This window comes from Fluviicola taffensis DSM 16823 (assembly GCF_000194605.1).
Lineage (GTDB): Bacteria > Bacteroidota > Bacteroidia > Flavobacteriales_D > Crocinitomicaceae > Fluviicola > Fluviicola taffensis.
Map to the genome: position 1 here is coordinate 3,179,199 of NC_015321.1, position 22,023 is coordinate 3,201,221.

Genomic DNA, 22,023 nt, shown 5'->3' on the forward strand with positions numbered 1-22,023 from the left:
GCTTATTTTTTGTCTTCATTGTTTAAACTTGATCTTTTTCCAAATTCAATCACTTCCATTTGTTCTATTTTTGACCCATTGATTTGAAAACGAAGCGCGGTTTGTATGGAGTGAAAACCTTTATTTCCACAAGCTCCAGGATTTAGCCATAATAAATTTTTGCTTTTGTCTTGTTGAACCAATAGAACATGTGAATGACCACAAACAAAGATAGTTGGTTTTGTTTGATGAATGTATTCCAATGCATGTTTGCTATATCTACCCGGCCTTCCAGCAATATGTGTCATTGAAACAGAAACATCCTCTATCTGAAAGTTTAAATATTCTGGAAATTCAGAGCGAATCTGTTGGTCATCAATATTCCCAAAAATGGCTCTCAATGGCTTAAAAGCTTTCAAATGATCTGTAACTTCCAAGCTTCCAATATCACCCGCATGCCAAATTTCATCCACATCTTTGAATAATTCAAAAACGCGCTCTGGGAGAAATCCATGTGTGTCTGATAATAAACCAATTTTTACCATTCTGATAGTTGAATTACTACAAAACTAAACATTTTGTCAAATTGAAAATTGAAAATGAACTCCCGATAGCTATCGGGATGAAAAGAGCAGATACTTCATCCTATTCGTAATTCGGCATTCATAATTCGTAATTAGTAATTATATTTGTCCATCAAACAAACAAAAAATTGGTAAGCATGGCTACGAAAACAGCTTCAAAACCATCAAAAACAACAACGAAGAGTGCAGCAAAAAGCACCTCTAAATTTTCAAAAGAAACGTATATCAAATGGTATAAAGACATGCTTTTGATGCGTCGTTTCGAAGAAAAGGCAGGGCAATTGTATATCCAACAAAAATTTGGTGGATTCTGTCACTTATACATTGGTCAAGAAGCAATTGTTGCAGGAACAGTGAGTGCGTCAAAGCCTACTGATTCCCACATGACTGCTTACCGTGATCATGCGCATCCAATTGGATTGGGTACTGATGTACGTGTTTTGATGGCAGAATTATATGGTCGTTCAACGGGTTGTTCGAAAGGAAAAGGTGGATCGATGCACTTTTTTGATAAAGAGAAGAACTTCATGGGTGGACACGGAATCGTTGGAGCTCAAATTCCAATGGGTACGGGTGTTGCTTTTGCTGAACAATATAACGGAACAGACAATGTTGTTTTTGTTTCAATGGGTGACGGAGCAGTTCGTCAAGGTGCTTTGCATGAAACGTTTAATATGGCGATGAACTGGAAATTACCAGTAATCTACATCATTGAAAATAACAACTATGCAATGGGAACCTCTGTTGAGCGTACAACGAACGTAACAGATTTGTCTAAAATAGGTGATTCTTATGAAATGCCTTCTAAATCAGTGAATGGAATGTCTCCAGAGGCGGTTCATGAAGCAATTGAAGAAGCAGTTGCAAGAGCACGTAGAGGTGATGGGCCTTCATTATTGGATATTCGTACTTACCGTTATAAAGGACATTCCATGTCTGATCCACAAAAATACCGTACCAAAGAAGAGGTTGCTGAGTGGATGGAGCAAGACCCAATTGAGCATTGTTTGAAAATGATTCAATCCAATAAATGGTTGACTGCTAAAGAAATTGAAGCGATTGATGCATGGGTGAAAAATGAAGTAGAGGAATCAGTGAAATTTGCTGAAGAATCTCCTTATCCAGATGCAGACGATTTGTATGAAGACATCTACCAAGAGCCAAATTATCCTTACATTATTGAATATTAATAGATACAAATAAATCGCAGATGGCTGAAATCATTAACATGCCCAAATTGAGTGACACCATGACTGAAGGTGTTGTTGCAGAATGGCATAAAAAAGTGGGGGATACTGTAAAGTCAGGTGAATTACTTGCTGAGATTGAAACAGATAAAGCAACATTGGAATTCGAATCGTTTTTTGATGGTGTTTTATTACACATAGGAATAGAAAAAGGAAAGCCAGCTCCTGTGAATTCGTTACTAGCGATCATTGGCGAAAAAGGTGAAGATATTTCTGCATTATTGGCTTCTGCAGGCACTACAGATGCTCCTGCTGAGAAGATAGTGGAGAAAAAAACAGATGCTGAACCAGCTAAGAAAGAAGAGGTAAAAACAGAAGAAAAAGCTCCAGCAGCAGTTACTTCTGCTCCGAAAACTACTCCAGCAGTTTCTAATACAAACTCAAACGGACGTATTTTGGCTTCCCCACTTGCTAAGAAATTGGCAGAAGAAAAAGGAGTTGATTTAGGTTTCATTTCTGGAACTGGTGAAGGTGGAAGAATTACAAAAAGAGATGTAGATCATTACGTTCCTTATGATGCTCCAGCTAGACCTGCAGGATCTGGAAGTGCCGCTATGATTGAATCATTTGTAGATGAACCAATCTCTCAAATGCGTAAAACGATTGCGCGTCGTTTGGCTGAATCTAAGTTTACAGCTCCTCATTTCTATTTGACGATTTCGTTGGATATGGACAATGCAATTGCAGCACGTAAATCCATGAATAGTCAAGAAGGAGTGAAAGTTTCTTTCAACGATATGGTGATCAAAGCTGTCGCAATGGCATTGCGTAAGCATCCTGCAATCAACTCGTCTTGGTTGGGTGATGTGATTCGTAGAAATAGCCACATTCATATTGGAGTAGCGGTTGCTGTAGAAGATGGATTATTGGTTCCAGTAGTTCGTTTTGCAGATAGCAAAGGCTTAACTCAAATTGGTGATGAGGTGAAAGTTCTTGCTACAAAAGCAAAAGAAAAGAAATTGCAACCAGCAGAGTGGGAAGGAAATACCTTTACAATTTCCAATTTAGGAATGTTCGGAATTGAGCAATTCACGGCAATTGTAAATCCACCTGACAGTTGTATCATGGCAATCGGAGGGATTTCTCAAGAGCCAGTTGTAAAGAATGGACAAGTTGTTCCAGGAAATATTATGAAAGTGACACTTTCTTGTGATCACCGAACAGTAGATGGTGCTACAGGGGCTTCGTTCTTGCAAACTTTTAAACAATACATGGAGAATCCAGTTATGATGCTGGTTTAGAAATTGATAGTTCAATGAAACGGCTTCCCTCATCTGACGGAGGCCGTTTTCATTTTATCTGATTTTTTTTTAAATAAATAACTTGTATTCCATTTTTTATTACATCTTTGTTTATCAAATAAACGAGAATATGAATAAAGGAACTATTAAGTTCTTTAACGAAACTAAAGGTTTTGGTTTTGTTAAGGAGGATGAAACAAACAAAGAGTATTTTGTACACGTTTCAGGATTGGTTGACAAAGTAAATGAAAACGACGCTGTTACATTTGATTTGGAAGAAGGAAGAAAAGGATTAATGGCCGTAAACGTGAAGCACGCATAACGATATATAATTTTTCTTTAAAGAACCTCAGCTATAATTAGTTGAGGTTTTTTTATGGAACGATCTTCGTTGCTTGTATGAGAATCTTTTCATTCCCAATATCAACAACACTTTCACTGTTGGAATCTTGTTTTTTTGAATAGTAGATTCATCCAACTGCATGTAATATCCAAAAGCGGCAATACTTTTTTCAGCTAGAAAGCGATTCACCTTTTTTCGATTGAATTGAATCTGAATGAGCCCCTTTAATTCCTCATAAGTATACGTTTCTAGAGGGATTTCATTCGGTTCAGGGTTTTCCTTTGTAGCTTTTGGTTTCGATTTGCCTTCATATAAGTTAAAACCTCCATCAGCACCTTTTTTGTTGTAGTGAAAATGTCCTTTTGATTTTACTAATGGAATTTCAAATGAAATGGTTTCAATTAACCCGAAACAGCAATTCGACCCAAAAAAAATGCGTCGAATTCGTTTCTCTAGACTTCTTTTTTGCTTCACTTTGAGAGGCGTAATGGAATGAATCCGCTTGACACAAAGTGTAGATAATTGTGTTAAAACGAGACTTTGCTTCAGAGTGTCAGCACGGTTTCTATTACCTTTTCGGAGTAATTCATTCAGTATTAATTCTAGCTGTATCGTAGAATCTGAGTAATAATCGTGTTTATCGGCACTGGCAATAGCTGTTTTAAAAGTATATAAAGAATCCTTCCGAGGCAAGTGATACCTAGCTTCCTGAATAAATTCACTTTGGGAATAGCTCAAACTTGAGGCTGTAATGATCCAAAAAAGAAGTACTTTTTTCATGCTTAAATCGATAAAATGGCTTTGGAAATTTCATCCGGAGTTTTATCTGAAATATCAATTACAGTAATCTCACTTACGAGATGTACTCCTTCTTTTGGTTTAGAAACACCAATCTTTTTTGCTCCTAAATTGAAGACTAAATACGATGTTCTGAAACAGTTTACAGGGAAATTGGAAGCAGTTTCCATGTAATAATTCAACAATGGATCCACAGAAATAATGGAGTTCGGTAATGGATATTCCTCTCCATTTTGATCTTTCAATGTGGAATTTGCACTGAGAACGTATTCGGGTGGTGTGCGCATGAAAAAATCACAATTTACAAGCCCAAAAGTGCTTAGCCCAAAATTTAATTGATTGGGTGAATTCCAAATTGGTGCTGCTCCTATTTGGTTTTGATTAATCATTGTTGAAGGCTGTGTAAGTCTCATAATTGCCAGATTGATCAGATTTTGTCTGATTGCTTTATCGTTTATTTTTAGTTGTTCTTCCAATAGTTTCTCATAATTAAATTCATCTCTTTGATCTTTTTTATTCACCTGCTTCAAAGCATCGTGAAACTTCTGTGTATTTCGTTGAATTTGTTTGTTTGATCCGCCAGCTACCGCAACTGGAAAACTAACCGCAGAATCTCTGTACATGAAAGTGAGTCGGTAATTGTCGTGAGATGGATCTACCTTAATATCTAATCGATTAATCAAACGAGGAATGAAATTGATAGGAATTCGTTTATTCAATCGTTTTGCTTTCCATCCTTTCGTTTCTTTCTTCATCACTTTGAGGTGTTTCTTCATTTCTTTACTCACAATGGTGTCAATCACCCATTTTTGTTTGAGCATCAGTTTTCCAAGAGCATGTTTTCTATTGTTTGTAACAACTAATGAGTTAGAAATAGATGGTGCTAATTGAGAGTGTAAAGAGAATTCAGTACGATCAAAACGAGAGAATTTGGGGTAAATAGAAAAAATACGGTCATTGATTGTTCGCGGAACGATGTTTTTTAGCTCCAAGCCATTTATTGAATCTATGGCGCGTTGAATGAGCTCGTTCAAGTTGGATTTGTTAACAGTATCCGAAATAGTGCTCCATTGACCAGTTTGAGAATTGAAAGAATACAAACCACCTGAATTTTGTGGTTGTAAATTACCAACAGAAGCTTGAATCAAGTTTGTAGGATTTGGTTGTAATATTTCCTCATTTTCTCCTTTTGCTTCGAGTTTAAGCATGCCATTTGAAGCAAATAATTCTTGTTGACCGTTTTCATTAAAAGTCATAGGTATTCCTGCTAAAGCCGTTTGAATAGCATCATTGTATACGGTTAATTCAATGTTTACTTGTCCAGTATATGGTTTTCCATTGGAATCTAGAAACGCATTTTCGGGAATTTCGAGCGTCACATTCTTTTCTGAAATGGTGCTGGAAATAGTAGATTGAATAGCAATTTTTTTTGCGGGAAGTTCAAGGATTGGATCTACTTTGTTGGCAATCATGTTTTCTGTTACATCAGGATTTCCTGTGATGATTTGAGTTCTTGGTAGTTCCTGTTTTAATTTTTCAATCTGATCTTTATTGAAACTTGTCTCTGAAATATCCAGTATTCTTAATCTTTTTAAGGCATACAATTTTGGAAGTTGATCTTCTGTGATATCTTTTAAAACCAATGTGTTCAATGATTTCAATTTTTCAAGACCAATTGGAATAAGAGAGTTCGTTAGTTCTAATTTTGAGATGTTGTCAAATTGTTTCTCGTTTTCTTTGGAAAGCCAATTGGGAGAATGCGTAAGCGCCAAATTTTTGGTAGAAGAAAAACGGGTAAAATCGATAGTAGATGGTTCGTTCACATTTGCAAGTTCAAGACGTTCTAAGTCCATTTTAGAAAGCAGTTGAATACTTGTTGGATTTAATCCATTGCCATCAATTGTCAAATCCTTTAATTGTTTGCTTTCAGCGATACTTAAAATGAGATTATTGCTGCCTAAATTTGAATTGGAAGAGATGTTTAGTTTTTTCAATGCCCAAAGTGCTCCTAGTTCATTGGCTTGTAGTTTAATGTGGTTATTGGCTAAGTTGAGCTCTTTCAGGTTCGATAAATACATAATTTCCACGGGAATAGTAACCAGCTGATTGTCTGAAATATCTAAAGCAAGGAGGTTTCCCAAACTTTGGAGTCCCGACCATATAAATGGGAGTTGATTGCCACTTAAATTCAATTTTTCCAAATTAGGGAATGCTTGTCCAATTGAACTAATTTTCCAAGGATTGTAAGAAGCGTGGGATAAGTTGAGTTCTTTTAAAGAAGGAATCAATACATTTGGCGCCACCTCCATAACCGGACTGTAGGCCAAATTCAAAACCTTTAGCGCTGTAAATTGGTTAAAATTGGTATCAATGAGTACGAAAGGAGAATTCGTCAAATGAAGTTCTTCTACTTGCTTAGGATCTTTTTGAGCTTCTTCCAGAGAGTAGCAAGCTTTTAACTGTGAATATGCACTAGTTGCAAGAACTATAATGAAGATGGTGATTAACTGTTTCATGAGATACCTTTTTGTGGGTTAACAGAAACAGGTGTTGAAATATTGGATAGGTAAACAGGTATTTTGAAGAGAAAGAATAAATCAATAGAATCTTTGAATATTAATGGATTTTGAGTGAACATTTGTATTACCGATGATGATGCGGATACCTGGAAGAAAATTGTTTGTTAAACAAATGGTTTATCGGACCGTTAAAGTTTTGCTTGTTAGCTTTTCTAAAATTTAAAAGCTCATTAATTTCCACAAGTGTTTTATTCATAGTTGGAACATAGCTTTTGGGCAGGGTGATTGTTTCTTCTCCGGTAATTGTATATAAAACTGGTTCTGACCAATAGGTTGCATTCAGAACGGGTATCAGTAAAACTGGGCGAGATAACACTTTTTCATTTCCCTTGCGGATTTCTCCTGAAACTTTAGAATTGTATTCATTGGCAGTGTGATAATGATAAAAGAACATCAAACTCAAAAGATCCAATTTCCGGTTCAGGGATATTTGATCATCAGAAGTTTCATAAACCAGTTTATAAACATTGTAACTGATATATCCATCTGTAAGTTCATGTTGATTTGTGGTGTTTATTTCTGCATTTTCAATAATGAAATTTACCAATTCATAAAAGGTAGTAGAATCCTTTAGTGTGTAATCATCTGTTATAACAGAAAGAGTTGGATTGTAAAGCTTCTCAATTGTCCCTTTTTCAGTGGAATTGGTATCCTCAGATTTCTTTTCAATCTTCTTTGGCTGACTTTTACAACTAAGTGGCAGAAGACATAGTAAAATTGACAGGTTTATTAGTTGACATCTCATAAGTAACAGTTCCGAACTCTTATTAAGTCGAAGAATCAATTTTGTTACAAAATCTGAATAATTCGTAATTCGTAATTCGTAATTCGTAATTATCCCTTCTTAATCGCCTCCCAAGTTTGGTACATTTTTTCTTGATTTGGTCGGTTTTCTTCCACTTCTTCCAAAGGTTCGCAAGGAATCAGTGTTTCGTAACATTCTTTGGGTAAAGCCTGATAAAGTGCCGTTCCTTTGGTTTTCCAAGCAATCATGTCGTCCGAAACTTCTTTGATTACTTTTGCTGGATTTCCAACCACCAAACTTCTTCTTGGAATAACAGTATTAGCAGGAACAAAACACAAAGCTCCGATAATACATTCATCTTCGATAGTCACATCGTCCATAATCACCGAATTCATTCCAATTAGGCAATTTTCGCCAATCGTTCCGCCGTGTACAATGGCTCCATGACCGATGTGTGCACCCTTTTTTAAAGTAACAGTTGTTCCTGGAAACATGTGGATGGTACAGTTTTCTTGAACATTGCAACCGTCTTCAATAATGATTTGTCCCCAATCTCCACGAATTGCAGCTCCTGGACCGATATACACATTTTCGCCAATAATCACATTTCCAGTCACTGCAGCTTGTGGGTGAATGAAACTGGATTTTTTAACAACTGGAATAAAACCATTGAATGAATATACCGCCATGAATTCCTATTTTTGGTAAAAATAAACAATCAAAACGGCAAAATGAGCTATTGCAATTATGTTTCAACCAAACCAAAAGACGACCTTCACCGTATCTATCATGATTTTCATTATGGAACGCCAATTGAAGATGATAATGAACTTTTTGGAAGGTTAATTCTAGAAATAAATCAAGCAGGCTTGTCTTGGGATATTATTTTAAAGAAACAAACAAACTTTTTGGAAGCTTTTGACGTTTATGATATATCAAAGATTGCTAATTATCAGGAAGATAAAATAAATGAATTGCTTCAAAATTCTGGTATAATTAGAAATAAATTGAAAGTAAATGCCGTTATTTACAATGCGAATCAAGTATTGTTAATACAAAAAGAATTTGGTAGTTTTAAGTACTGGTTAGACAGTCACTTAGGGAAATCAAAAGAAGAGTGGGTAAAGTTGTTTAAAAAGCACTTTAAATTTGTGGGAGGAGAAATTGTAAATGAATTTTTAATGAGTTTGAGCTATCTTCCAGGAGCGCATCAGTCAACTTGTTTTAGATATAAAGAATTGAACACAAAAAAGTAAAGCTTAATAAGATTTGAAGGTTCACCAATTGTGGAGATTCAATCAGATTGAAACGAACATAAAATAGCAAGTCATGAAAACAAAAATAGTACTTCCGATAATCCTTTTGATTATCAGCCTATCAGCAAAATCCCAAGTTGGATTAATGATTGCTCCAGGGTTAAATTATGGTTTTGGTTCTGGTCAGTTATTTAAGACATTGAATCTTGGTGTGGAAATTCCACGAGATGAAAATGCTTCTATTGTTATTCGTGCTTTTGCAAGTTTGAAAAATAGCAAAACAGATTCAACCTATGCTGAAGCTTTTGATTTAGCAACGAGTCCTTCTGTTTTGATGGTAAAAGTGAAAAATGGAGTTACTCAATTTGGTTTAGAGGGTGGAACAAGAAGGTATTTCATTGGATCAAACTTTGATTATGGATTTGGATTGTATGGAGGAACAATCTTTAATGTTTCGATGTACAGACTGAGCTCCAAGATTTTGGATGATATTGATGAAAGTGCGTATCGTTTTGCAGAAACAAACAAAGGAAGTGTTTTCTTACTAAGTTTCGGATTGCAAGGTGGAGTTAAAAAACAATTCGCATTTGGGACCTTATTTTTAGATCTTTCCCTTTCGTATGCAATTGTTGCAGCTGGTTCACCGAATTTAACAGGAAATACAGGAAATCAGATTTCTGCACTCAATTTTGGAACATGTATTGGTTACAGAAGAGATATCTTTAGATAAATTTTAAAATAGCCACCATTTTTTTTTCTTCGTAGCTAGCTGTTTTTCGAAATCACTTAGAAATTCAGAATAAGAAGCGTATCGTTTATCCATTCCTTTCTTTAAAGCTGATTTGCGATCTTCACTCGTTAACTTATTTGGTGGAAGTGTAAATTGGTGTTTTGCTGCTAGTTTTTGAATGACAGGACTTATTTGTTTGAACTTTGAATCCAAATTGGGAAGCGGATAAGTGATTTGTAAATTCGTTGTAATACTTGGATTTTTGTCAATTAGAGGCATTCTTCCTTGTAAACAGGTCCAACAGCTTACTCCTAATGAAAAATAATCTGTTCTGGCATCCACAAGATCTAATTCGTTTAATAATAATTCTGGAGCAGCAAATCCTAATGGAAAGAGTGTTTTCCGGATTTCTATTTCGTTTTTATTCAGCGCAAGCCCAAAGTCTATCAACGCTACCCGAATTCCCTTCGAAGAATCAACGATTATATTGCTTGGCTTAATATCTAGGTGATAAATATTGGCTTGATGAATATATTCCAGAATGGGTTCTAATTGCTCCAAAACCAAGAATAATTGGTGTGCTTTTTCTTTCGGTCTGAATTGATCGATATAATCAGAAAGTATAATTCCAGGCTGAAAGGATTTGAATAAAAAAATCTCTGATTCACTTTCGAAGAAGTCAAGTGTTTCTGGAAGCCCATCTACGATAAATGAAAACTGTGCTTCTTTTCGCAAGCGATCTTGTATGATTGAATTGGCATCTGTCTTTTGTACCGTTTTTAGAATTGCTTTGATACCCGAAATTTTGTTTTCAGCTAGAAAAGTATGTGCAAATTTCCGTTTTTTGGCTCCGTCAATTTTTTCCAGAATGCGGTATTTCTCGGTAGGATTCATTTTTTTACTGCTATGGTAAATTGCAATGTACCATAAATTGTAATACCATCAGAAGGTAGTATGCCAGGACCAGGGTAAGCCGTTGCTCTCCTTGTGTAATAAGATGAATTCAGTAGATTATTGACGCCAGCTTCTAGTTGAAAATACTTCCTGAAGGTATAACGGGCGCTAAAATCCATGACGAAATATGCTGGAATTTCACCAATCACTGCGTCACCACTACCTTCTTTCGAATTTGTAGCATCGCTGAACTGGGAGGAGTTATAAGATCCTTGAATTTGCGCTTGCCAATTCTTTCCCCGAACTTTCAATCCTGTTTTGAACATTAGCGGACTCACATATTCTACTTGTTTACCAACATAACTTTTTTCTCTGGATGAAATATAATGCGCATCGATGTAGGAGAAGTTTACGAAAATGGAAGATCCTATTCTTGAACTATCCATAAATGCTTTGATAAAATCGAATTCAACAAAACATTCTACACCTGTATTGAATGCATTTCCAATATTGGTTCGAATCTTCTTTACCGAATTGGGTTGTGGAGCTAATCCAATTTTATTACCATAGAAAAGGGCAAAAACAGCTATGTCAGAATAGAAGTATTTTCCAATAAAACCTCTCCATCCAATTTCTGTGGTATTTCCATATTCATCTTTAATTAACGAATCAACTACAATATTTGGATTTGCAACTCGGATGTCTGAAAAGTTTACTGCACGGTAATTTTGACAAAAGTTGATGTATGCATTCGAGAATTTTCCAGTTTTAAAAGAAGTACCCGCTCCAATCAATGGAATGTTTCGTGTGAGTGAACTTGCATTTTCATTTTTGAATACGCTCAATGTATCAAATGTCAGTGGATGAATGTTGTATTGGTAGTAGTAGCCTTTGGAAGAACTCATGATATGCTCAAAACGCAAACCTGCATTGATTGTCCAGCGATTTCCTAAGAACCAAATATTATCAGTGAAAACAGCAATATTTTCTGATGGAAAGCTGTAATCTGAGTTTTCAATGTTTGAAGGATTGTTGAACTCGAAATCAGGTCCGTCTCCGCTCGTTGAACTTCCTTGAAGATTGGTTGTTTGCCCACGGTAATAGCGAGCTCCAATTAAAAATGCGCTTTCGTGTTTTTGTTTTTTGGTGAGTTTGTATCTTCTCAAAACACGCGCTTCAATTCCTGTGTTTTTAAAATTCCCAGTAATTAAGTCTCGGTTTCCACCTGGGTCAGCGGTATTTATTTTGCCTAAATATCCCAGAGAATAACGAGAAGAAAGCATTCCGAAAGCGCGCACATTTAAATGCGTTTTAGAGTTTAGTTTGGAGTCAAAATGCAATGCTAGAATATTCCAGCCTACTTTAAACCAATTTCTATCTCGAATACTTTGTGTGGGATCTTCTTCAAATTGCTTGTCTGTTAAGCCGCCTGGTTGATGGGCCAAATAACTCATTCGCGTATACTCCAATCGAATTTGATTGTTTTCATTGATAATATAGCCAATTTGAGCAAATCCTTGTTGTTGATTGAAGTTGGAATTGGGGCGATATCCTTTTCCTGTTTTTAGCTGATAATATGCTTGATATTGAAACCTACCTACAGTCCCAGAAATGCGATTGAATGTGCCAAAATAGCCGTAATTCCCTACGGAATTTCGAGTGGTGAATTGAAGTGGACTTGTTTGAATGGGATCTTTCAGTATGAAATTCATTAATCCTCCGAACTGTGTTCCATATTGCAAACTTGCTGATCCTCGAATGATTTCAATTGCTTGAAGTGCCTCTAATGGCGGTGTATAGTAACTTTCAGGATACCCCAAAGCATCTGCAGAAATATCGTAACCGTTTTGACGTGTATTGAAGTTTGCTGCTCGATTCGGACTTAGCCCACGACCACCAACTCCCATTTGAATTCCAGCTCCATCACTTTCCCAAATATTTAAACCAGGAACTTTTGCAAATAATTCACGAGGATTAGCTGTAGATTTTGCTCCTCCTTGTCTTTCCGTTTCAATTAATGTGTTGGTGCCCGTTGCTATTTGAACTCCTTTAATGGGTGGAATAAAACCAATATCAAAATAATGAAGACGTTTACTTTTCACTTCCACTTCGTCAATTTCTTCGGAAGTTTTTACTTGAATGATTGGATTTGGGGCAACTATTCCATTTAGAATATAAAACAAGGTATCGATTTCAATTCCATAAATGATTAAAGGACCTTTTTCGCAAGGAATTTGAAATTTCCCACTTTCATCGGTAAGCACTTTTTTTTCGTTACATTGAACTGTTACTCCAAATTGGGGGGTGTTTGTTTGATCTACAATCGTTCCTTCAAAATTCTGTGACCAAGAACATGAAACCAATATGGAAAATAGAATAAGTAAACTTAATTTTTGAGAGGAATAATCCATTTCCGGTGTTTCAAATTGTAGTGTTCTTTCATCAAGTCAGTTTCTCTACCAACAAAATGTTGATTCGGCCTGCCATTTAAGGTAACATAAACGTCTGCTGTGACTCTTGGACGCGACAAATGTACGCTTTTACTCCCGAAATGAAAGGTTGTATCTGCATACTTATTCCCCAAAAAATGAGCAAATTGAAGAATCATATCTGGTTGGCGCGACATTTGGTCGATTTGCTGTGGACTCAAATAATCTTCGTTACTAATTTCGATGGAATTTCGCGTTTTAGGATCTTCCACATAAAAAGTGGCATATCCTTTTTTTTCAACGAGCATCACTCTCCAAGAAAATCGGAAACCTTCTTCGTGCCAAAACAGTCCGTTAGGATATAGTAAATAGCGAAATGGGAGTATGATTTGAATGATTAGAAAGATCGAAGTAAAAATGAACACTGTTTTACTTGCAGGACTAGATATTTTCGCAGAAACGGATTTCCAACGAAACCAATTTTTTAGTTTATTCAACCAACGATCATGGAAGCTGGCGGGGAAGAAAATTAAGGTACTGCATATCATGACCCAAGGGAAAACACCAATCGGGAAGAGTAACCAGGTGATTACGTGGAATACGACTACAAAAACATAGGCTACGACTCGTGTTTTGTTTTTCGACAAGAAAAAGGGAATCGTTAAATCGTAAAAACACGAAAACCAGGAAAATCCAAAAGCAACCCAAGAAGTTGCAAAGAGATTTCCAACGAGTGGAAGATCTCGAAATGCCTGTAGCCATAAACGAAGTGGTTGTGCTTCAAAAAGCCAATCCGCATTGAGTTTGGCAATTCCAGCAAAGCAATAAACAATCCCAAGTTGGAAGCGAAGTAAAAAAATAGGCCATTGTGGAATTGTTTCTCGTTGAATAGAAGGATTTCGCTTGGCATCCAAGCTGAATTGCGCGTTGGCAGGCATCCAAATGAGTAGAAAAGCAATGAGACTTACAAAATAATAATGATTGAGGTAATAGCTTTTATCAAGTAATTCAACATAGGTAAAAGCCAAAAAGAACAAACTTGTTGAAAATCGGTAAAATGCACCAAATATGATTCCCAAACTAGCAACAATCATTGCTATGAAAGGAAGATACATTCCATTTCCAGCAAGTGGTTTTACCCAGTCAAATCCCAAATAGGAGAAATGAAACGGGGGATCAATGTACAATTGTTTTACCCAGCCATTGAGAATAAAACGAACGGTACTAAATAGAAATAGTATCCCAATAATGATTCGAAAGGCAATAAGTGGAGAAATAGAAACCTCTTTAAATAGAAAGTTACTCCACCTTTTATTAATCACCATCTGTATCCTGATAAGTAATCAAGACACCAAATGTAGAGGCCATATCTGTTTTCAAATTGATTACAGAACCTTGCTGATAATCATAGAAATTGCTCAGAGTTGTTGGCGATGAAATCATGAGCTCTTCCAATGTTTCTGTCCAAGTTTGAGGTGTTGAAAGCATATAGTCAAAACGGGAAGCAATCGTGTTTGAAAGCGAAGCTTTATTCTCTAAGGCATTCAAATAATCATCAAACCCAGTTCCGTTTGTATTTCCTGAAAGATTCAATCCATAGAAAATTGCTCTAGAAGCCCGAATATTTTCAATCAATAAGGTTCTGCCAATTCCAGATCTACGTGCTTCTAAGTAATTTGGTTGCTGAATTCCTAAGGTGTGGTTTCCAATTGGAAAACCAAGTTTAGTTGTTTTACACAATTCAAAGTCTTTACAGAAATTGTTAATCAACAATGCAAATGGGCTTGTGGATTCATTGCTCGTTCCAGCTACAAAGGTTGCTCTATATGTATCCCAGCCAGAAACAACAAGGGTAATTTCTGCTTTCATTTTTGCAATTACATTCGTAACATAACTGCAAGCGCTTGAGATCGTTTGAAATTTCGTCAGAGCATCTTGCTTGTAAAGCAAATAATCCAAAGCATCAAAACCGGAAGCATCTAAGTTTTGAGTCGTCGATAAATCATAACTACCGCTTTGAACATTGCTATTTATCTGTGCAGTATCCGTTGGGAAAGTACCGAAAGTCAATACGAGGTTCGCGGTCATTGCTGGACCAAAATCAAATCCTTTCACGTGTTGAAAAGAGATATTGGCGTCTGCCCAGGCTTGTTTTGAAATATCTAATTTCGTTTGCGTTTTATCAGCTAAGAAATCATTCCAACTTGATTCAAGGTCAAAGATTTTAGTTTTTAAATCGACATATCCAGGAATGATATAGTTATCAGCCATATTGACCATAATAGGTCCTTTGTCAAAATCAGTATTTTCGTCCTTCTTTTTTTTACAAGCTGCTATAACAAGTAAGGCAATAAAGGGAATGGTCCATTTAACTAATTTCATTCTTGAAATATTAATAGTTTGAATCGAGTGTTGCTTTGATATTATTGATATCTGTCACATTCAAAGACCAAAGATTGCCATTGAATTGTGCTAATAAATTATCAACTTCGGTGGTGGACAATTTGCGCGTTTCAACAGGTGCAAAACGCAAAGTGTATATGAATCCATAAGCTTCAGATAGTACATGTAAGTATTTTGCTTGATCGGTTCCGTAATAGCCAGCCGCTTGAGTTAAATAATGCATGGCTTGATAAGCTGCAATTTTCTCCCACATATTCTTAATCTCAATGATAGCAACATCACGATCTGCGATTACCTTATTCGAAATAGCTGCGCGTCCTTTCAAAAAGTTACTCATCATTACCTGATTGGAATTGATTGCAGCATTTTGAGAATTACAATATTTACCCCAAAAAGCAACGGCTGAAGAAGTGGGGAAGTTTATTGGGGCAGAAAAATAACCAAATGCTTCATCCCAATAATGTTCCATTGTTGTATATGTTTGACCTGAAACTGGAGTGGTGTTATCAGCATTCATATTTGCAGATCCCAAATAAATATTCAAAGCTTGATATTGAAATACAGCACCCATGATTGATTTTTCTATCAATTCGGAATATTGAAATCCATTTGCAGCGAACAAATAAGTTGATGTTCCGGATGATAAAGTTCCTGCTTGACCATTAGATGCTATATTCAGATAGAAATTACTAGCAGTTTGGATCGCTTGGAATTGATTAGTAATAGTGGCTGTATCTAGGCTGAAGCATTTGTCTTTCAAATTTCGTGTTGAATTAAATGAAAAATGACCATTACCATTTCCGTTTGTGTTAGCAAACATATCATTTAAAACCTGTGCAGATATTGCTTGACTTTCACCTAATTCGGCATAAGTTACCAATTCAATAAGTTGGTTTATTCGATCTGTTTGTCCAGAATAATCTACTGTTGATTGACCACTAGCATTGGTAAATGTATAGCTTGTTGGAATCGAATAAGTTGCTTCATAGGTGCAACTTCCATTATCTTTTTTTGCTTTGGAGTTATAATTTGATGCATTTGGGTCTGTACAACCACTTTTTTTACAAGATGCTGCTTGTACTAGAATAATACTCAAAGAAATGAAATATAGAAGTTGTCGCATGTGTTTTTTTGGTTATTTGAAGTGCAAAGTTAGTTTGATAGGTTTCGAATTTCAATACCTTAAAAAAGGTATTTTTGGATGATGGATGCGAAATATATAATTGCTGATTCTGGAGGTTCTTCTACAAACTGGGGAATTGTTCTAACCAATAATGAAGTGGTTTATGTTCAAACGGCTAGTTTACACCCCAAGTATGTGTTTTCTGAGGAAGATTTATTGACAGAATTACAAACGAGGTTTGGAGACTTGAAAGTACCCTTGTTTTTTTATGGAGCAGGATGTTCTTCTTTTGAAATTCAAGAGAAAATGCGTTCTCTTTTGAAAGAGATTGGATTTTCTCAAGTGGAGGTGTTTCCAGATACATTGGCTGCTTGCAGAGCACTTTGTGGAAGCGAACCAGGTTGGGTTGGTATATTAGGAACAGGATCCATTCTGATACAATATGATGGAACACGAATTACAAAGCGAATTGGTGGGTTTGGTTCTTTCATTGGCGACGAAGGAAGTGGCTTTTACTTTGGGAAATTACTCGTTCGATTTTTATTGGATGTAGAAAATTGGGAATCAAGCTGGTCGGCTATTTTTCACTCAAAAGAAGCAATATTATCAAAATTAGCCAGTGCTGAAGCTCAGAAATGGATTGCTAGTCTAGGAGGTTTAACCGCTCATTTAGACTTTGAATTTTTGCATCAGCAAAATGTAATGCTATTCATTCAAAATTATTGCAATCAGATTTCAGATATCCCATCAGTTTCTCTCATTGGAACTTATGGGTTCGAACAAAAAAATGTGGTGAAGAATGTTTTTGAAAAAGCAGGCATTCAAGTGTTGAAGCAGGTTGCAAGTCCACTAGAAGACTTAGTGAATTTTCATATTGTTAACAATTAGTTAATGTTTTGATTATTGACTATGAAGGTGTTAGTCGAAAATATTAAATCTTTCGTAGAAAAGTGACTTGTCGTTTAAAAAATAATTCACAACTTGCAGAGACGAAAGTGAGAGATGGATACATTAATAATTCAAGCAACTGCTCAAACCCCCTTAATTAATTTGAATTCCGCTACAGGAATCATGGAAATTAAAGGTCGTTCAATACCAGACGATCCCGAGGCTTTTTGGGGTTCAGTATTAACGTGGTTTGATAATTATATGAAGAATCCAAGTGATGAAACACTTGTGAAAATCGATTTGGAGTATTTTAATATTACTTCCTCTAAGCGTATTTTGTTTTTGCTATACAAGTTAAACGAACTTGTTGATTCTGGAAAGAAGGCAAAAGTAGAGTGGTACTACAGACAATCTGATGAAGATATGTATGAGGTAGGTCAAGATTATGCATTCATGGTTCGTGTTCCATTTGATTTTCGGGAGTATTCTGATAATGATTTGGTAGTTGCTTAAAGAACAATCTGCTCTTTATTCAACAATTATCTTCCAGAAAAAGCTTCCCTTTTTCCAATTTCATTATTTTTGTTACTATTATGCGTGTAATAGCTGATATTCCTCATCCAAGATATAAGATTCAAATCTTCTCGTACAATGCGAAGTATTTGGTGAAAATTGAATTGGGTCAATTTGAGCAAGTTTTCAAAATCGCTGAATCAGATGTCAATGGATTAGAAGATGTGAAACGCATGATTACAGATCAATTATTACGTAATTCCTTAGAACGATTTCTGACCATGAGAACTGATTGGGAGGAAGCATTTAAAAATAAATCAATATGAAATTAGGATACCTTATTGCAACAGGTTTAATTCTTGGAGTAACAACTTTCGCTTGTTCAGACAAAAAAGAAGAAACGAAAACGAAAGAAGAAACTGCACCAGTAGTTCCAACGGTTAGCTCCAAAGGATTGAAAATGGCTTTTTACTATTCAGATAGTTTGAAAGAAGGGTTTACTTATTACAAGAATGAAGATGCGCGAATCACAAAAAAAGGAGAAGCTTTTCAAAATGATTTGATGGCTCGTCAACGTTCTTTAGAGCAACAAGCTGCAACTTATGAGAAATACATGCGTGAAGGAACGGCAACAGGTGAGCAATTGCAAACATTGGAAAATGATATTATGCGCAAGCGTGAGCAGTTGATGAATTTGCAACAAAGTAAAGGTGCTCAATTGGAAAAAGAAACCAACGAAGCATTGACTGTTTTAGGGAAGAAAATTGAAGTAGCAGGTAAAAAATACTGTGAAAAATATGGAATAGATATGCTGTTGATTCATGGACAAGGTGGTCAAATCAACTTTATCAATGAAAAAATGAACGTTACTCAATCATTCATTGATTTCTTGAATCACGAACAAGAATCGATGGAAAAAGAACTTCAGGGGAAATAAAAATATGCTTATAGCACAACAGAAGCTTAACGAAAACGTAGCAGAGTATGTCCTCTACATGTATCAGATTGAAGATTTGATACGTGCTTATCAATTTGATTTAGATCGAATCATGAAGGAAGTTGTTGCTCCAAATTTACCCGATAGTTCTTTTTTGGAAAGATACAGAGCTTGGTACGGAGGTCTAATTCAAGATATGAAATCTGAGCGAATTATGGAAGCTGGACATCGTTTAGAGCTTCAAGATGTGTTGGTGGAACTTTCATACTTGCACAATTCATTACTTACAGTTGTGAATGATGAGAAATACAAAACACTTTACTCAACTGCTTTACCTTTCGTTGAAGATTTCATAGATCGATCCAATTTAAAAGGGATGAATCACTTAGAGGTTTGTTTTCATGCGCTTTATATGAAGTTGCTAATGAGGCTTCAAAAGAAAGAAATTGGACAGGAAACAGAAGAAGCATTTGATTCGATGCGGATTTTATTGGCTTACTTGACACGATCTTACCATCAAATGAAAACGGGGGAAGGACAGTATTGGAATAATTAATTACGAATTACGAATTACGAATTACGAATTACGAATTACGAATTACGAATTACGAATTACGAATTACGAATTATTTGTCCTAAGCAGTCTGTTTTCTTAATTCGATATTAGGAATTTGGCATTCGTAATTAATAAAGTTCTTGTTTGCTCACATTCAAATCTACGTTTCCACTGATGCCAGGTAATCTGCCAGATTCTGAAAATTGCCAATGCAGAACTTCTCTGTCGGTCATGTATTGCGGTTCTCTGCTATAAGCTGCAATCCAAAAGTTATAGCCTTCCATTTTACCTCGAAATTTTGTTTCGTAAAAATTGAGTGATGTATAAATGATTGGTTTTACTCCTGTGGCTTTCTTCACTTCTTCACACCAAATAAGCACTTTTGCAATCAAATCCTCGTCAGAAAACCCTTCATCTTCCACATCAAGAACAGGGGGTAAATCGATGCTTCTGATCTTGTATACAGAAAGAAAATATTCCGCTTGTGGTCTGGGTGCTGATTTCGGATTGAAATAATGATACGCTCCGTTTGAAATTCCATGTTTGTTCAAGTATTCTCGATTGCGTTCCCATTGTGTGTCCAAATGATCGGATCCTTCCGTTACTTTGCAATACACAAAATCAATAATGGTGTCGAATCCCTTTTCTTGAAGCAGTAAATCCCAATTTATTTTACCTTGATGGTGTGAAACATCTAATCCAACACTTTTATAACCTGAGGGGATGATTTCGTGGAAATGACTAGAAGTTTGTACCATTCCCTTGGATTCATACCAAAAGAAGAAAAATGCTAAAAGTCCAAATGGAATAATAAACCAAAAAATGGCTTTACTCCTGCGACTTTTGGTCGATTTTGATTTGCGCTTTGGGGCGACTTTTTTCGCAGTTCTTCTTTTTGCCATGATTTTATGACTGCGAAAATAGAAGTAATCGTTTAATAAATGGTTGTTTTTTTATTTTATCCCAAAGGATAGCACGAATCTTTTACAGGTGGACACTGTTAATAAAAGCTCATTTCTTTGAATTTCTGTGTTACTCCAAAGATTGTAACTTTTATCAACGTTACTTTGGTCTTCAATCACGAGTCCGCGCTGCTGTGGGAAATATTTATAATCTACTTATGTGACACCTTGTCTAAGGAATAAACTACCCAATCAGCATTGTTCACCACGACTGGAAGTTCCAAATACAAATCACCCCCCAAATAGCGTTTTAGAATCACCACGTATTTGCATCCTTTTTGCTGAATGGATTTTCGATAGGTTTCATCTAATAATTGCTCATTACTAGCAACCCACCCTTTTCGGTGTGCAAAATAAATAGGTGTAGGGTTATCTATGGTATTTACCACAATTAGATCGGAGCGTTTGGAGAATCGGTCTAAATCACTTTCCAGTTTCACGAATGCTCGCTCGTGTTCTTTTAATCGAAAGTCGTGGAGTTGATTCAATGTTCCTTCAAGCATAATTGCGCTTAGAAAAACGATTTGTAAGGTTTTGCTTTTGAAACCCGCAATTCCAAACCCTGCTACCAAAGCCATAATTGGAACAAATGGAATGATGTAGTAGGAGTGATGAGTAAAGGTAAATCCTGCCTTCAAAGCAATAATTAAGAATGCTGCGAAACCAAGCCCTAAAATTCGTAAAATAAGCTTGTTTTTTTTCTTGAAAGCGAATAATAATCCGACTAAAAATAACCCAAATCCTACAAATTTTAAAGCGGCATCGTAAAAATGCTTTAATCCATCGGCTAAATTTTCAATCAATTCTTTTGCACCAATACTGATTGGTTTTCCCATAAAAAAGTGCCAAAATTGATACTTCTCTACTAAGTATGGCACCCAACTGAAATACCACCAAGCAATAGGAGCTAAAATCACTCCACTTACGATGAAAAAGACTATTTTGAGATGGATAGATATCTGTCTATTGAAGATGAAAAGAGCATACAAAATCAATAAATAGCCAGTAGGAAGTTTTGCTAGAACACCCAAAAGTGTAAGTGCAGCGTACAATGTTAGATGCCACCATTTTCGCTGAGTCTCTTCAAAATACCTGCTAGCATAGTAGAATCCCATAATTACCAATGAACAAGCGAAGGTGTCGGGCATGATTTTTCGGCTATAAGCAAACCAAATAGAAGCCAACAAGATGATAGAAGCATTGAAGGCTGTCTCTTGGGTGAAATATCTTTTGAGTAGTCGGAAGAAAAACCAAATTCCCAAGCTACTTATGATGAGGTTAATGAGCCTTCCATACCAATGTTGGTAGCCAAAGACTTCTGAAACGATATAATCTAGGTAATTTAAAAGTGGAAATTCCATTCCTGTAATTCCTGTTTTTTCTCCTGCAAAATCAATCTTTGGATAGAGAATGTTTGCTGAGTCTTCGTAGAAATTACGCGTAACCATGGTTCCTGTCGTCTGCCGCCAGTTATGAGCAACTTCCAACGGAGGATTGGTGATCCCAACCATACGAATCAGAAAGAATAAAACAATCCAGAATCGAATGTCTTTAAAAATAGGATGAGCGAAGAATGATTTCACGCGTATTCTTTGGTTTTGCTAAGTTAGGAGAAAATACATGGCTAGTCAGGAATTGGCTGTATATTTTTTCTGTAAGCTCTCTGTTTAGATCTTACTAATTTGCATGTTTTGGATGAATATTTTTAATGATTGTTGATATCTTCAGTTGTTTTTTAGTAGCTCATTTAGTTGAAAACTAAAATTTTAATTAATTTAGAAAATTAATTGTTATTTAATTTGCACGAAAGGTTTGA

Annotated in this window: 22 protein-coding genes; 10 read left to right on the top strand and 12 right to left on the bottom strand. The window is 35.9% G+C overall.

Going from position 1 to position 22,023, the window contains the following annotated elements:
• Nucleotides 1–2: 2 nt before the first annotated feature.
• The gene (locus tag FLUTA_RS13840) at nucleotides 3–524 is read right to left on the bottom strand and encodes a metallophosphoesterase family protein (protein ID WP_013687509.1); all 522 of its coding nucleotides are present in this window, start codon (nucleotides 522–524) and stop codon (nucleotides 3–5) included.
• Between the two features lie 176 nt (nucleotides 525–700).
• On the opposite strand from FLUTA_RS13840, the gene pdhA reads away from it, so the two are divergent.
• From pdhA to FLUTA_RS13855, 3 genes are all read left to right on the top strand, one after another.
• Nucleotides 701–1,753, top strand: a complete 1,053-nt coding sequence (gene pdhA, locus FLUTA_RS13845) for a pyruvate dehydrogenase (acetyl-transferring) E1 component subunit alpha (protein WP_013687510.1) — start codon at nucleotides 701–703, stop codon at nucleotides 1,751–1,753.
• Nucleotides 1,754–1,773: 20 nt separating this feature from the next.
• A complete protein-coding gene (locus tag FLUTA_RS13850; RefSeq protein WP_013687511.1) occupies nucleotides 1,774–3,051 on the top strand; it encodes a pyruvate dehydrogenase complex dihydrolipoamide acetyltransferase in 1,278 nt (425 codons plus the stop codon).
• Between the two features lie 130 nt (nucleotides 3,052–3,181).
• Nucleotides 3,182–3,373, top strand: a complete 192-nt coding sequence (locus FLUTA_RS13855) for a cold-shock protein (protein WP_013687512.1) — start codon at nucleotides 3,182–3,184, stop codon at nucleotides 3,371–3,373.
• Nucleotides 3,374–3,400: 27 nt separating this feature from the next.
• Here the strand turns inward: FLUTA_RS13855 and FLUTA_RS13860 are convergent, their stop codons facing one another.
• The 4 genes from FLUTA_RS13860 to FLUTA_RS13875 all read right to left on the bottom strand — a co-directional run bounded on the left by FLUTA_RS13860 (nucleotide 3,401) and on the right by FLUTA_RS13875 (nucleotide 8,205).
• Nucleotides 3,401–4,174: a hypothetical protein gene (locus FLUTA_RS13860; RefSeq protein WP_013687513.1), complete on the bottom strand. Its 774-nt coding sequence runs from the start codon at nucleotides 4,172–4,174 to the stop codon at nucleotides 3,401–3,403.
• A 2-nt stretch (nucleotides 4,175–4,176) separates the two neighbouring features.
• Complete coding sequence (locus FLUTA_RS13865) at nucleotides 4,177–6,708, bottom strand: leucine-rich repeat domain-containing protein (protein ID WP_013687514.1); 2,532 nt, start codon at nucleotides 6,706–6,708, stop codon at nucleotides 4,177–4,179.
• 127 nt (nucleotides 6,709–6,835) lie between these two features.
• A complete protein-coding gene (locus tag FLUTA_RS13870; protein WP_013687516.1) occupies nucleotides 6,836–7,516 on the bottom strand; it encodes a hypothetical protein in 681 nt (226 codons plus the stop codon).
• A gap of 89 nt (nucleotides 7,517–7,605) precedes the next feature.
• Nucleotides 7,606–8,205, bottom strand: a complete 600-nt coding sequence (locus FLUTA_RS13875) for an acyltransferase (RefSeq protein WP_013687517.1) — start codon at nucleotides 8,203–8,205, stop codon at nucleotides 7,606–7,608.
• Between the two features lie 42 nt (nucleotides 8,206–8,247).
• On the opposite strand from FLUTA_RS13875, the gene FLUTA_RS13880 reads away from it, so the two are divergent.
• A complete protein-coding gene (locus FLUTA_RS13880; RefSeq protein WP_013687518.1) occupies nucleotides 8,248–8,772 on the top strand; it encodes a DNA-3-methyladenine glycosylase I in 525 nt (174 codons plus the stop codon).
• Nucleotides 8,773–8,845: 73 nt separating this feature from the next.
• Nucleotides 8,846–9,502 (top strand): hypothetical protein, encoded by a 657-nt coding sequence (locus FLUTA_RS13885; protein ID WP_013687519.1) that lies wholly within the window; start codon nucleotides 8,846–8,848, stop codon nucleotides 9,500–9,502.
• A 3-nt stretch (nucleotides 9,503–9,505) separates the two neighbouring features.
• Here the strand turns inward: FLUTA_RS13885 and FLUTA_RS13890 are convergent, their stop codons facing one another.
• From FLUTA_RS13890 to FLUTA_RS13910, 5 genes are read right to left on the bottom strand one after another with little or no spacing between them, the layout of a single operon-like run.
• Nucleotides 9,506–10,396, bottom strand: a complete 891-nt coding sequence (locus tag FLUTA_RS13890; RefSeq protein ID WP_013687520.1) for a serine/threonine protein kinase — start codon at nucleotides 10,394–10,396, stop codon at nucleotides 9,506–9,508.
• On the bottom strand, nucleotides 10,393–12,807 hold the full coding sequence (locus FLUTA_RS13895; protein WP_013687521.1) for a TonB-dependent receptor family protein: 2,415 nt from the start codon (nucleotides 12,805–12,807) through the stop codon (nucleotides 10,393–10,395). The genes FLUTA_RS13890 and FLUTA_RS13895 overlap by 4 nt, the downstream gene beginning before the upstream one ends.
• A complete protein-coding gene (locus tag FLUTA_RS13900; RefSeq protein WP_013687522.1) occupies nucleotides 12,783–14,150 on the bottom strand; it encodes an HTTM domain-containing protein in 1,368 nt (455 codons plus the stop codon). Before FLUTA_RS13900 ends, FLUTA_RS13895 begins: the two co-directional genes overlap by 25 nt.
• The gene (locus FLUTA_RS13905) at nucleotides 14,140–15,207 is read right to left on the bottom strand and encodes an imelysin family protein (RefSeq protein ID WP_013687523.1); all 1,068 of its coding nucleotides are present in this window, start codon (nucleotides 15,205–15,207) and stop codon (nucleotides 14,140–14,142) included. Before FLUTA_RS13905 ends, FLUTA_RS13900 begins: the two co-directional genes overlap by 11 nt.
• A gap of 10 nt (nucleotides 15,208–15,217) precedes the next feature.
• On the bottom strand, nucleotides 15,218–16,351 hold the full coding sequence (locus FLUTA_RS13910) for a DUF4856 domain-containing protein (RefSeq protein ID WP_013687524.1): 1,134 nt from the start codon (nucleotides 16,349–16,351) through the stop codon (nucleotides 15,218–15,220).
• 78 nt (nucleotides 16,352–16,429) lie between these two features.
• On the opposite strand from FLUTA_RS13910, the gene FLUTA_RS20895 reads away from it, so the two are divergent.
• The 5 genes from FLUTA_RS20895 (at nucleotide 16,430) to FLUTA_RS13935 (ending at nucleotide 19,245) form a co-directional block, all read left to right on the top strand.
• Nucleotides 16,430–17,239: a BadF/BadG/BcrA/BcrD type ATPase gene (locus FLUTA_RS20895; RefSeq protein ID WP_013687525.1), complete on the top strand. Its 810-nt coding sequence runs from the start codon at nucleotides 16,430–16,432 to the stop codon at nucleotides 17,237–17,239.
• Between the two features lie 114 nt (nucleotides 17,240–17,353).
• Nucleotides 17,354–17,752 (top strand): DUF1987 domain-containing protein, encoded by a 399-nt coding sequence (locus tag FLUTA_RS13920; protein WP_013687526.1) that lies wholly within the window; start codon nucleotides 17,354–17,356, stop codon nucleotides 17,750–17,752.
• 80 nt (nucleotides 17,753–17,832) lie between these two features.
• Nucleotides 17,833–18,078, top strand: a complete 246-nt coding sequence (locus tag FLUTA_RS13925; RefSeq protein ID WP_013687527.1) for a hypothetical protein — start codon at nucleotides 17,833–17,835, stop codon at nucleotides 18,076–18,078.
• The gene (locus tag FLUTA_RS13930) at nucleotides 18,075–18,689 is read left to right on the top strand and encodes an OmpH family outer membrane protein (RefSeq protein ID WP_013687528.1); all 615 of its coding nucleotides are present in this window, start codon (nucleotides 18,075–18,077) and stop codon (nucleotides 18,687–18,689) included. Before FLUTA_RS13925 ends, FLUTA_RS13930 begins: the two co-directional genes overlap by 4 nt.
• 4 nt (nucleotides 18,690–18,693) lie before the next feature.
• Nucleotides 18,694–19,245 carry a DUF4924 family protein gene (locus FLUTA_RS13935; protein WP_013687529.1) on the top strand — a complete coding sequence of 184 codons (552 nt, stop codon included), beginning with the start codon at nucleotides 18,694–18,696 and terminating at the stop codon, nucleotides 19,243–19,245.
• 128 nt (nucleotides 19,246–19,373) lie between these two features.
• Here the strand turns inward: FLUTA_RS13935 and FLUTA_RS13940 are convergent, their stop codons facing one another.
• Both FLUTA_RS13940 and FLUTA_RS13945 read right to left on the bottom strand, forming a co-directional pair.
• Entirely contained in the window at nucleotides 19,374–20,147 is a 774-nt protein-coding gene (locus FLUTA_RS13940) for a glycoside hydrolase family 25 protein (RefSeq protein WP_013687530.1), read from the bottom strand.
• 212 nt (nucleotides 20,148–20,359) lie between these two features.
• Complete coding sequence (locus tag FLUTA_RS13945; protein WP_013687531.1) at nucleotides 20,360–21,790, bottom strand: ArnT family glycosyltransferase; 1,431 nt, start codon at nucleotides 21,788–21,790, stop codon at nucleotides 20,360–20,362.
• Nucleotides 21,791–22,023: the final 233 nt, after the last annotated feature.